Consider the following 12,344-nt stretch of genomic DNA (forward strand, 5'->3'; position numbering starts at 1 on the left):
GACGGACTTCCTGCTGTAACTCAAACAAATGCTTTGATTGTAACTTCCACCAAAAACTTTAACGTAACGGTAAAGGCTGGCGGTAAAAACTTTGAGGATGGAAAGAATAGTATACCTGTAAGTGTCTTGACTATTAAAGCATCTGGAGGAAGCATGGATGGTTCAAAAAAGGATGTTGAGTTGTCTGATAAGGAGCAAACCCTAGTTGGTAAGGCCTCTTTGGGAAGTAAGTTAACACTGGACTTGGATTATGAGATTCCAGCGGAGAAATCTTCTTCCTCTGATATTTTAGGAAAGCCAGCAGGTACGTATACACAAACAGTTACTTATACAGCGACAGCGCTATAAGCCCAACAATTTTAAAGATGAATTTAGGGATTCCCTTGGTTGCAGATACGGTAATCTTGGGAATCCTTTAGTTTAAGGAAGTAGCGAAATTGCACTCAATCTTTTGGAGATGGTAGCTATTCACTACCTTAAGGCGCTACTCTAATTAGGGTAGTTGCACTGTAATCGCTACTGCCAAAGGGCTTTACTTACCTAGGGTAGGCTGGTTATTGCTAGCGAGGAGTCGTTAAAAATCAGGCTTGTAGTTTATTTGCTACAAGAGAGGCCAATATTTACTACATAATTTAAATGTCTTCCAATCTATCTTTGAAGTTTAAGCTCAATTGTAGGAGAAGCCAACTGATAACTTTAAGTATTATTTAGAAAGATTTAATTATGAAAACACAATTTCTTGCCGCTTGTTTTACTTTTACTGTCCTATTATTAGGAATGAACTCGGTACAAGCACAAGAATCGGTGACGACTATGGTAAATATTATGCTGGAAGATGTAATCTCCATCCACGAGGAGAGTGCGGCTAGGGATGGGGAGGTAAACTTTATTTATATTACTGCAGATGATTATCACACTACAAAAACTATCACGGTGCCCAATAGCTTAGTGGTAACTTCCGCGACGGATTTTGATATCAAGGTGAAAGCTGGAGGCGATAATTTTGTGAATGGGAATGATAATATTCCTGTAGATGTTCTAACCTTAAAAGCCAATGGCGGGACTATGAAGGGCAATAAGAAAGATATAAAATTGAAAGCAAAGGATCAGAAACTGGTCAATAACGCCCCCAAGGGAAGTAAGCTGACGCTCGACTTGGATTATGAGATCCATAAGAAAAAAGCCTCTAAGGATATTCTAGGGATGCCCAATGGAACCTATACGCAGACCGTTACCTATACGGCCACCGCTAATTAAGGCCAACAATACTAAAGATGAATTTAGGGATTCCCTTGGTTGCAGACTCTGTAATCTTGGGAATCCCTTTTTTTATAGGCTATTTTGGGTGGCTGCTGCTACTTTTATGTGGCACTAGCAGTCCAAATACCTTTAGGGCGAAAGCTACCTCTAACAACAAATTAGTTTGTTTGTGCTGTTTGTTTCCTCCCGCTTTCCCTTCTATTAAAAATCCGCTGCTCCATTGGATAATGAAAAGGTTAATGGACCAAAATAGTGCTTAATATTAAGTGTAAATTCTCTTTAGTAAGGGTCCTTTTTTTTTATGTTTGACAGAATTAGATTATGAATATCCTCAAATAAATTCGATGAAATGCATAATATTCAGTTTAATGTCGCGTTTTTTATCAGGATGTAAAAAATTAACCTATCTTTGATATTCGTTTTAACGCCGACTAACTATGCAGACTACCCTAAAATACTGTCGTAAGAAACGAGCTACCAATATCGTAGCTGCCTTGACTATGTTGTTGTTTGGTGTGAGTAAGGTTGCTGCACAGAAAGCAACTACTACTATAAATCTTATTCTAGCAGATGTTATTGCCATTGAACCAGGAAGTGCCGCTAAAGGTGGGACCGTAGATTTTCATTACGAAAATGCTAGTGACTATAATTCAGAGCAGACCGCCACTATTCCTAATAGCCTTATAATAACTTTTACCCACCCATTCGATCTAAAGGTGAAGGCCAATGGAGCGTATTTTGAAAATGGGGCGCATCAAATTCCAGTGAATGTGCTAACCATTTCTCGGAATGAAACGTCTAAGATTACGGGTAATTCCAAGCCAATTGTGCTTTCTACAGAAGATCAAGTTTTGGTAAGTGGGGCAGATAGCGGAAGTAAACTAAACCTAGACTTGGATTATAAAATTCCGCAGGCCAGGTCTTCATCCCCGGATATGCTGGGAAAACCAGAAGGGAAATACACCCAAAAAGTAACTTATACGGTTTCTGCACTATAGGGATTTGCACCTAATATTCTAGCAAGGCACTATAGATACTGTGGGTTGCTGAATTAATATAATGGGTACCTGGTTTCTTGATAGTTAGGGGGAACGAAGGTGTTGGAAGATTCTAACTTTTTTATGATTACGGATGGCAATTTTGCTTTAATTTTGCAAGTCATTTAGATATTAAACTCCAAATTTTTTATTATGCGTACCTACTGGCATTTTATTCTAGTATGCTTATTTTTTATTTCCAGTCTTTCTTCCTTATTCGCACAAGGGATTTCTATGTCGCCCACCCGCCTGTTCTTCTACGGAAATCCGGGAGAGACCGTTAGTCTTCCCGTTGTTTTAAGTAATAGTTCCAATAGTGATTATGTGTTTGATGTTAATACAAAAGATTGGTTAAGGGAAGAGGACGGCAATAAGGTGTATTTTGAGGCTGGTAGCCTGGAAAATTCCAATGCAGCATGGGTATCTACCATGGAGTCGTCCGTTAGCCTCCCAGCGAAAAGCAATAGGGAAATTGTTGTGACCATGACCATTCCGGAGGACGCTTCTACTACAGAGGTTACCAATAGTATGCTATTCTTTACCCAGATAGGGAAACAGGAAGATTTCGCCGAGCAGCAAAAGGGAATTGGAATTATTGCCTTATTCGAATTTGGTTTGCATATCTATTGTACTCCTCCAAATAATACCACCAAGAGCCTGGATATAGTGAGCATGGAAGAGATTTCTGATGAAAACACCGACTCCGTAAAAGTGGCTATTGGAATTGAGAATGATGGCAATGTGGTTAATGACGCCCAGGTGGAATTGGAATTTACGGATACTGATAGTGGCGAGGATATAGTGCTTAATCCAATCAACATCTCCATGCTACCCGGTGCCAAGCAAAAAGTGGTCTTTCAATTACCTCCGGGGATTAAAGGCTCTTATTTAGGGGTGGCCATTGTTAAGATGGCGGGAACTAATGACTTAAGGGTCGGGGAAAAAACCTTTGAGCTTTAAGCCCTATCCTTAAAATTTCAATGCCATACCCATTGGATCTCCTAAGAAACATATTCCCCCTCTTGGCGCTACTGCTATTTGGAATGTTTCATGGGGTTGCCCAAGAAAAAAACCCGTTGGAATTTTATTTTAAGACAGATACGGTGTCCGTACAACATGGACAGAGTTTTATTAATTTTTTGATATTAAAGAATTTAAGCGATAAGGAGATTAGTATAGGAAATATGGGACCGCAGCAACAATATCATGGACTTCTTCTCTCACCCAGGCCCTCCTATACCCTGAAGCAAGGCGAAACCAAAAGATTTCCCATCAAGTTTCTGGCAAATACGGATTTTATGAAAATGAAATCCCCAGAAATTAGCTATCGTTTGTCGTATCAAATGGAAGGGAAAGAAGAAGAGTTGGAAGCTTCCTTCTTTATCGATAGAAAGGAAGAACGGCATATTGCATTATATTCCTTCTCACGAGAAAATTTTATCAATCCCGTTCAAGCAAACTCTATTTCCTTGTTTGTAGAGAATAGAGGCTATTCCCAGCGTTCCATTAAACTTACCCTTCAGGTGTCCCCCAGCGGTCTGGAAGTAACCCCCAATGAAAGAACTATAACTTTGGAGGGACAAGAGAAGAAATTGGTAGAGTTTCAGGTGGCAGTACGTCATCAGGGACGCCATTACCCCGACTTTAACATTCATGTGAGGGCTACCGATTTATTGGATAATGAAAATGTGGGGAATACCTATCTAAAACTCATGGTCCTATCTAACAATCGCCAAGTAATGCCTAGTCCTGGAATTACTATGGATAAAAACTTTGTAGAGCTGGGGTATAACGGGCAGCGTAGTGGATTTAATTATCTCCGACTAAAAGGAAATACCGCTTTTGCGGTCCATAAGGATCTGCAGGGAACAATTAATATGGGGGGCGATTATTACTTGTCCGAAAAAAAATACAACCTATACGATACCTGGCTAGAATTGGAGAATAAAAACTCCGTGCTTAGACTTGGGAATGTATATGGTCATGATTATGATTACTCCGTTTCGGGTCGGGGAGGGATCTTAACCACCAGAATAGGGCGTGGAAATGGTTTAGAGGTTTTTGCATTGGAGAACAACTACAATCTCTATGGAACCTACTTTTCACAGGCTGAAGGCGCCAAAGTAGCAGGCGCCAAATTCAGTTTTGGGGAGACTTCCGACTTTAAAGGGAAGGTTTCCTATGTTTTTGACCATAATCCACTGCTGAATATAGATACCCAAGTGGCAAAAGTGAGTACCGCTTTTGTGTTAGATTCTATCCACCGGATTAGCATAGAAACTGGATTGAGTCATGAGAGGGGTAGGGTAAACCAAGAGCAAAACTTGGATGCTTCCGCCAGAATAAACTATGAAACTAAATTGGGAAGGTGGGAATTTCAATCCTTAAACAATATCGCTGGCAGAAGCTATGCCGGATTGAGTCGCGGTTCCTTCAATTCCAATCAGAACCTGGGCTATAGACTGTCTGGATTTACTAGATTGTTTCTACAATATCAAAACTCGGAAGTGCGGCCGCAATATCTAAGTGTACAAAAACCTGGCTATGATGATGGCCAAGGGTATTACCCGACCTATTTTCATAGCACCCAAATACTACGGGGAGGAACACAATTCTCACTCTCTAATTGGAGTATTACGCTGGCCCCGCTAATTGAGGAGCAGAAGAGTATCCATAATACATTGTCACGTAACTTGCTTTCATATAGGCTCTTTGCCAGTGTGGGAACATCCTTTGGGGGTCATGGTATCAACCTATCGGGCGAATACTCCTACTCCAATGCTACCAATCTCCCCTGGTTTCACAGTGCAAGGACTACGCTGTCCTACAGGTTTCAAGGTTTTTCCTTAAATGGAACCGCCCAAGTGAACCCCCAAAATGTCATCGACCTAAATTATTATCAAACGGGATCAGAAAACTTTTTAAATTATAGTACCTATGCCGCCTATAATTTTCAGACCAAAAAGAATTCCCTAAGAGGTGCTATCTCGGCCGGATTAAACTATTCCGAGCTATATAATAACACCAATAAATACCTAAATGGGAATCTAGAGTATAAGATATCCCCTAGCTGGGCTGCCACCGGATATGGGAATTACACCCAATATAGTTCTACAGCCACTTATGGATTTAAGGGCAGCAACTACCAGTTTAGAATAGGGGTTAAAAAATACTTTGTAAAAGCAACTTCGGCAGGGAATTACAATGTGGATCTTCGCCTATTTCACGATCAAAATTTTAATGGGATATTTGATGCAGATGAATTGCCAATTGCCAATGAGGCAATCCAATTAGATAATTTTATTGCCATTACGGATTCCAATGGTAAAGTGCGTTTTTCTAATGTGCCCAAAGGAAGTTACACCCTAAGGGTAAACCAAACTAAAGGATTGCGTATGGCCGTAGAACCTACTCTTGTGGTGGATAAAAACAATAGCCTAGAAATAGGCCTCATTAAAAAGAATAGGGTAGCAGGGGAGTTAATTGAAATTAAACAGGCTTACGATAAGACAGATACCTATGTGCGTGGGGTGGTGGTGTATGTAAAAGATGAAAATGGACATATTAGTAGTACGGTAGTAAACCAGAATAATACCTTCGAGATTTTCCTGAACGATGGGACTTATGAGATTTATATTGAAAATAATGCCTATGAGTATATAAATCCTTCGCAAAAAATTACGGTGGAAGGGGAAGATTATCCCAAGCCCTTAATTTTTGAGTATAAAAAGAAGGATACAGAAATTAAAGTGAAGAAGTTTTAATACTAAAATTGATGAGACCTAGTACAAAATATATCTTGATAATGGGGTGGCTGCTAAGCTTTTGGGCCCCCACTGTTGCTCAGCAGGTGAGAATAGAGGTTCCCATCAGTAATGTTATTAACAAAACCGAATTTAGTACCACGCTGAACGTCTTGCAAACGGGGGCCGGTGATCAATGGATCAATAGAAAGAACCCTTCCTTTGAAGTGAGGGGCAATACAAATTTTACGCATACATCACGTCCTAGTGCTTCCCTCCCTGCTTCTATTTTGCTATGGCAGCTAGAGAGCATTGGAGGCACCCCCGCCCCGTTTAGGAGTCAGGAAAGATTGCCTAGCTTTAAGTGGTTTTCTACTAGTCCCAAAAATTGGTACGAGCCCCATGCTACCAAAGGACATTTTAATCCGGGCAACGTTGCCTTTAGGTTTAAAATACCTGCCAAAGCCTTCGAAGAAAATACTTTTATTCCCGGAGAGTATGCATTGGAGGTTACCCATAATTATGATGCCAGTTACTTTTCTCCGGTCAGCTTTCAGGTTATCCTAGTTATCCCTAGCGCACAATCCATAGACTGGGTTACCAAAACCCCGATTACCTATCATGAGATTTCTAGCTTGGACCGATACCGGATGGGAGGTACGCAGATTTTTGATGCAGTAGGGGCTGCTGAAATTGCTAATACCACCAATTTTAACCTATTGGCAAAGACCAATACAGCTACCATTCAGCGTACGTCCCCTTCGGGTGTGGTTGCCTACCGACCAGTGTCCCTGGTGAGTTTGGGCAGCGCTCACCCTAATATACAGACCACAACATTATCGGATACATGGAAAAACCTTAACCCGGCAACACCTTTTAAAGTGGAAAGAGGTAATAAACACCAGTTTAACCTGGAATTGACCATATCTGAGAATGATTTTAAAACTCATTTTTTTGAAGCAGGAACCTATAAGCTTCAATTGAATTTGGATGCAAAGAGTACGGATCATACCGTTTCTGCAGTCCACAATACAGATTTTTCCATTGAAGTGCTCCCATTATCCGAAATTACCATACCCCCTGCCGGGAATAACATTAATTTTGAATTTAACACCCCCGCTCATTATCAGAATGGACAAACTAAGCTCATTCCAAGCCAATTGAAAATCTCCAATAATAAACCCTATGAACTTTGCGTTAAATCTGATAATTCCTACCTTAGACTATCAGGTGATTCCTCGGATGTGCCTGCGAGTATTTTGCAAGTAGGGATAGCGGGAGGTTCCCAAAAAGTAACGCTGACCAATAGTTGTCAGAATATAATAACGGATGGTGCCCCCGTTCTAGATAAGGATTTGGACATGATATACACCATTTCTGCAAGAGGAGCCCAATCCTTGGTAGGCAAGGAAAAAGGAACCTATTCTATCAATATAATGTATAGCTTTACGGCCCTTTAAGGCGCCGATAGAACGGGAAAAAAGATTGATGAAAATGAATGTTGAAAACGCTAAAACATACTCAGATCAAGAGCAACCCCTTACCAGGCTGGAGACGCTCCATAGGCGTTACGCGGAGGTTTTTGACTATCAGGCAATTTCAGTTTCAAAAATTATAGCGCTGCGGTTGTGTACCATTACTTTGTTTAGTGAGCAGGAGGCTTTTGTAATAGCGTCCAATGACGATTCTATCAATAAAATATGGCCGTTGGGAACAGTCCTTAAAAATCATTCGGCTACTGCGGAGAAGGGGATCCAATTGGTTCCACATCCTATCGAAAAGTTTGAGGTCCAGTTTTCCGAGTCTTTTCCTATTATGGATTCTAAGGGAGAAGTGTTGGGGAGTCTAAATGTTTTTGACGATGCGCCTAGGGAGTTAACGGATTTTGAAAAAAACTACCTGGAGAAGTCGGTGCAGCAGATCCAAAGGTGGGTACTAAGTAAAGAAAAAGAGCAACTATTAGATAAGCACCATAGGTTGTTTCAGCTCTCTAGCGATATGATAGGGGTGGTTACTTTTGAAGGTAAATTTGTAGATGTAAATCCTGCTGTTTCTAAAACCTTGGGGTATACCGAAGAAGAACTTTTTGCTTCTTCCTTGTTGGATTTTGTTTTTGAGGAGGATGTAGAAAGTACCATCCGTGAGGTGCAGCGACTCGCCAATGGAGAGCCGATGGTTAACTTCACTAACCGCTATAAAACCAAGGATGGAGGGATTAAGTGGATACAATGGACTTGTACCTCTGATACGGAATTACAGCTAACAATTGGAATTGGCCGTGATGTTACGGAGTCTAAGGAGAAGGAAAAATTATTGCTTAAAAGTGAACAGAAATACCATAGCCTTTTCGATAATCTTGAAGGAATTCTATGTATACACGACTTAGAAGGCAACTTCTTGGATGTAAATCAAAAGGGTTTATTGGCTATGGGATATTCTAAAGAGAAAATATGCCAATCTAGCCTTTATGATTTAATTGCGCCAGAGCGGTTCCCTAACATTAAGGAATACCTTGCTGCTGTGATAAACGATGGGAAGGCTTCTGGGGAAATGTCTATCACCATTGCCTCTGGAGAAGAAGCTATTTGGTATTTTACCAGCACCTTGGATGAGGATGCAAAAGGAAATAAACAGGTCTTGGCTAATGTGGTAGATATTACCGAGTTAAGGAAATTGGACTATGACCTTAAAAAGGCCAAGCAAGAGGCGGAGCTGGCTTACAAGGCGAAATCGGAATTCGTAGCAAATATGAGCCATGAAATTCGAACCCCACTTAACGGTATCATTGGCTTTACCGATCTTTTGCTAGATACCGATTTAAGTGATACCCAAAGGCAATACTTAGAGATTATTAACCAATCTGGAGTTTCTCTCTATAGCATTATAAATGATATCCTGGATTTTTCCAAGATTGAAGGGAACCATATGAAATTGGTGAGGGATAGGGTCGAAGTAGAAGAAGTAGCTTCTGAAGCCTTCAATATTGTTTCCTATGGAATCAATAAAAAAGGGTTGGAAATGCTGATAGACATAGATCCTAAAATGCCTCGCTATATCTGGGCAGATGCGATGCGCTTAAAGCAGATATTGGTAAACCTATTAGGGAACGCCCTTAAATTTACCGAAAAGGGAGAAATTAAACTCTACGTCAATATTTTAAAGGATCTGGGGGATGGGAATATGCGTCTACGATTTGGTGTAAGGGATACCGGGATTGGGATTCATATAGAAAAGCAACAAGATATTTTTAATGCCTTTTCCCAGGAAGATGGCAGTATCTCCAAAAAATACGGGGGTACCGGCTTAGGGCTAACCATTTCCAATAAGTTGTTGGCCCTTGCAGATAGTTCCTTGCAATTGGAAAGCACCCAAGGAGAGGGAAGTAATTTCTACTTTGATGTAGACTTTAAGGTAGAATATGAGGAATTAGATCACTCATTGCAAGGGATAGAAAAGGTGCTTATTGTAGACGATAACCACAAAAATAGACAAATCCTTCGGCGGATGCTGGAGATTAAGGATATTGCCGTGGTAGAGGCTGCAAGTGGGCCTGAAGCATTATCCCTTATGAAGGACCACTCAGAGTTCGACGTGGTGATAATGGATTACCATATGCCCGAAATGAATGGGGTAGAGGCCATTAAGAAGATTAAGGGAATAGCGCCTTCGCTAACCCATAGACAACCTTTTATAGTGTTGTATAGCTCTTCGGATAACAATGAGCTGCAAGAGGTCTGTGAGGAATTGAATATTCAGAACCGGATTGTTAAGCCTATAAGGATGAAGCAGATGTACCAGGTGCTGTCCGATCTAAAACGATTTCCTAAAGAGGGGGAACACACTCGCAATAAGGAGGCAGTGGTTAGCAATAGCAGTCATTTAACAATATTAGTGGCAGAGGACAATGAAGTGAATGCCTATTTGGCAAAGTTGTATTTAAAAAACTTGCTTCCAGACGCGGTTGTTCTAGAAGCCGTAAATGGAAAAGAAGCGGTGGAGATGTATCAAAGCGAACATCCAGACCTAGTTTTAATGGATGTGCAAATGCCTGTTATGGACGGATTGACGGCTACTCAGAAAATTAGGGGGTTGGAAAATAACATAGAAGTGCCCATTGTAGCCCTTACATCGGGTAGTCTCCCAGGGGAAAAAGAGAAGTGTTTGGACGCGGGAATGACAGATTTTTTGGCGAAACCGCTTTTGCAACAGACTTTGGGCGATATGCTTACTAAATGGTTGGGGGTAAATACCGTTGGTAACGAATAATGAAAATAAGATTTGGAAATAGATAGAGAATGAATACTGAAATAAATGAGCTTCAGGCCGAAATTGATAGACTAAAGCAAGAAATTGAATTGAAGAATGGGTGGATTTCCCTTCTTTCCCACGATTTCAGGGAGGTTTTTGGAAATTTATTTTTTCTGACCGACGGCGCAATCAATGGTTCCATCAGCCAGGAAGATTTCTTTAAATTGTTGCCAAGGATTGCGCAGGATGCCAAGAAAAACCTTCAGACGGTTACTGATACTAGCCAGTGGATTAAAACCCAAGTGGACGGTTTTCAGCCACAAGTATCGAAATTTACCGCTAAAGAGTTATTTTTGCAGCTTCAAAAGGAATTTGAAGAATATCTAGCGGAAAAGAATATCGCTTTTGAACTAAAGGGAGAGGGGAACTTATCCCTTAATAGCGATTCTTTTTTAGTATTCTTTATGTTGAAAAAAATTCTAAACAATGCCATCAAGTTCTCGTATCCGGGAAAACCCATTTATTTTGAGGCGACGAAGGAGAATGGAAAGCTGGTTTTGTCTGTGACAGATTTTGGAATAGGAATGGATGCTATGACGCAAGATACTATCTTCACCTTTGAGGGCCCCAAGTTCCAAGGAACTAATGGGGAAGTAGGTGCAGGCTTAAGCCTAAAAATTGTTAGGGAATTTGTACTATTAATGCAGGGGGAAGTAAAGGTGGATTCCACCGAGGAAGTGGGCACCAAGGTGACCATCACCATACCCGAAATAAATTTATAATTATGCACACTGCGATTCGTATTTTAGTGGCGGACGATCATGTAATAGTCCGCATGGGGTTGGTTCAAATGTTAGAGAAAATGAGACCCAACGCCCTTATATCGGAGGTAGACGATTATAAATCATTATTCGACCTAATTTCTAAAGAAACTTTTGATCTTGCCATTTTAGATGTAAATATGCCCAATGGCACGTTGCAGCAGGCCATAGATTTTATTAAGTTAAAGCAGCCAGATCTAAAAATACTAGTATTCTCCTCCCAAGAGGAGCATTTGTACGCTTTGCGCTACCTGAAAATGGGGGCACATGGATTTTTAAATAAGCTGTCGTCCAAAGAGCGGATCGATGACGCTATTACGGACATGTTGAAGAAAGGCCGATTCTTAAGTGATGAGGTTAAGGATCAAATGGTGGCCGACTCCTTAAATAATCATCAGAGTTCTTCTTCCTTGGAAGCCTTATCTAATAGAGAGTTAGAGGTTGCCCATAAATTGATAGAGGGGCTAAGCTTAAAGGAAATTTCCAATCAATTAAACCTACATGTCTCCACAGTGAGTACCTATAAGAATAGGGTATTCGAAAAATTAAATGTGCAATCTATTCCAGATCTGATTGCTGTGATGAATGTTTATAATTAAGGGTTAGGCCAATACATTTTCAGCCTATTAGTGCAATGCGGGAGTTGGGAGTACAATCTAGACCGTTCCTGCGGCCATTTTAAAATACTTTTTTGATCCTAACGGCTCTAAGGGAACAATGAGTTACCATGCTTCCACAATGGTAGCCGGACTGTCAATGGAATGGGGATCCCCATTAAAGTTTCCATAGTAATTGTGATGCGCCAAACCAGCCTCATTCAATAAAGTGGTTAATTCGCTTTTTAGCAATGGCAATAATTCAATACTGTTCTTAATTATTTCTTGGGTACGCTTAATAGTTAACCGCGTATGGAAATCAATCCTATGTTCAGATTCGCGGTAACCATAACTTCGTTCAAATATAATTTCATCGTTATCTATGGTGGGTAATTGTTGAATGTTTTTACCGAGGATTTTATCGTAATTGACTATTTGTAGCAGCAATCTTCCACCTGGTGTAAGGTTGGACTTCACTTGCTGTAAAAAAAGAGAGATTTCATCCATCGAACTTAAATGAACCAAAGTGTTTCCAAAACAAACAACCCCATCAAAAGGACCATCATTTATTAGTTGGTCTAATGTAAGCATGTTTATTTGTCTAAACTGAATGGATTTTGACGCCTTCTCCTTTCTGTT

General features: G+C 40.5%; 9 protein-coding genes and 1 pseudogene. 9 read left to right on the forward strand and 1 reads right to left on the reverse strand.

Translation table 11 applies throughout. The features are described 5' to 3' along the window. From F1E73_RS15370 to F1E73_RS15410, 9 genes and pseudogenes are all read left to right on the forward strand, one after another. A pseudogene (locus tag F1E73_RS15370) lies at positions 1-348 on the forward strand (peptidoglycan-binding protein LysM); the annotation flags it as partial. A gap of 375 nt (positions 349-723) precedes the next feature. Beyond that, positions 724-1,257: a hypothetical protein gene (locus F1E73_RS15375; RefSeq protein WP_086477702.1), complete on the forward strand. Its 534-nt coding sequence runs from the start codon at positions 724-726 to the stop codon at positions 1,255-1,257. Between the two features lie 440 nt (positions 1,258-1,697). Beyond that, positions 1,698-2,258 carry a peptidoglycan-binding protein LysM gene (locus F1E73_RS15380; protein WP_150452432.1) on the forward strand — a complete coding sequence of 187 codons (561 nt, stop codon included), beginning with the start codon at positions 1,698-1,700 and terminating at the stop codon, positions 2,256-2,258. Positions 2,259-2,450: 192 nt separating this feature from the next. Next, on the forward strand, positions 2,451-3,257 hold the full coding sequence (locus F1E73_RS15385) for a COG1470 family protein (protein ID WP_223883469.1): 807 nt from the start codon (positions 2,451-2,453) through the stop codon (positions 3,255-3,257). A gap of 20 nt (positions 3,258-3,277) precedes the next feature. Beyond that, positions 3,278-6,061 (forward strand): SdrD B-like domain-containing protein, encoded by a 2,784-nt coding sequence (locus tag F1E73_RS15390; RefSeq protein ID WP_150452433.1) that lies wholly within the window; start codon positions 3,278-3,280, stop codon positions 6,059-6,061. A gap of 11 nt (positions 6,062-6,072) precedes the next feature. After that, positions 6,073-7,500, forward strand: coding sequence for a hypothetical protein (locus F1E73_RS15395; protein ID WP_150452434.1), 1,428 nt, complete (start codon positions 6,073-6,075; stop codon positions 7,498-7,500). A 34-nt stretch (positions 7,501-7,534) separates the two neighbouring features. Then, positions 7,535-10,306, forward strand: a complete 2,772-nt coding sequence (locus tag F1E73_RS15400) for a PAS domain-containing hybrid sensor histidine kinase/response regulator (protein WP_223883470.1) — start codon at positions 7,535-7,537, stop codon at positions 10,304-10,306. Positions 10,307-10,335: 29 nt separating this feature from the next. Next, positions 10,336-11,070 (forward strand): sensor histidine kinase, encoded by a 735-nt coding sequence (locus F1E73_RS15405; RefSeq protein WP_150452435.1) that lies wholly within the window; start codon positions 10,336-10,338, stop codon positions 11,068-11,070. Between the two features lie 2 nt (positions 11,071-11,072). Continuing rightward, complete coding sequence (locus F1E73_RS15410) at positions 11,073-11,708, forward strand: response regulator transcription factor (protein WP_086477697.1); 636 nt, start codon at positions 11,073-11,075, stop codon at positions 11,706-11,708. Positions 11,709-11,831: 123 nt separating this feature from the next. On the opposite strand, the gene F1E73_RS15415 is transcribed toward F1E73_RS15410, so the two are convergent. After that, the coding region (locus F1E73_RS15415) for a methyltransferase domain-containing protein (RefSeq protein WP_150452436.1) at positions 11,832-12,344 on the reverse strand (513 nt) is incomplete at its 5' end.

The sequence above is a fragment of the Arenibacter lacus genome (genome assembly GCF_008711145.1).
GTDB lineage: Bacteria > Bacteroidota > Bacteroidia > Flavobacteriales > Flavobacteriaceae > Arenibacter > Arenibacter amylolyticus.

Bases quoted from the DNA above. Each gene is read 5' to 3' on its own strand.
- F1E73_RS15380 (WP_150452432.1), top strand. From the start codon at position 1,698: ATGCAGACTACCCTAAAATACTGTCGTAAGAAACGAGCTACCAATATC.
- F1E73_RS15385 (WP_223883469.1), top strand. From the start codon at position 2,451: ATGCGTACCTACTGGCATTTTATTCTAGTATGCTTATTTTTTATTTCC.
- F1E73_RS15375 (WP_086477702.1), top strand. From the start codon at position 724: ATGAAAACACAATTTCTTGCCGCTTGTTTTACTTTTACTGTCCTATTA.
- F1E73_RS15390 (WP_150452433.1), top strand. From the start codon at position 3,278: ATGCCATACCCATTGGATCTCCTAAGAAACATATTCCCCCTCTTGGCG.
- F1E73_RS15405 (WP_150452435.1), top strand. From the start codon at position 10,336: ATGAATACTGAAATAAATGAGCTTCAGGCCGAAATTGATAGACTAAAG.
- F1E73_RS15400 (WP_223883470.1), top strand. From the start codon at position 7,535: ATGAATGTTGAAAACGCTAAAACATACTCAGATCAAGAGCAACCCCTT.
- F1E73_RS15410 (WP_086477697.1), top strand. From the start codon at position 11,073: ATGCACACTGCGATTCGTATTTTAGTGGCGGACGATCATGTAATAGTC.
- F1E73_RS15395 (WP_150452434.1), top strand. From the start codon at position 6,073: ATGAGACCTAGTACAAAATATATCTTGATAATGGGGTGGCTGCTAAGC.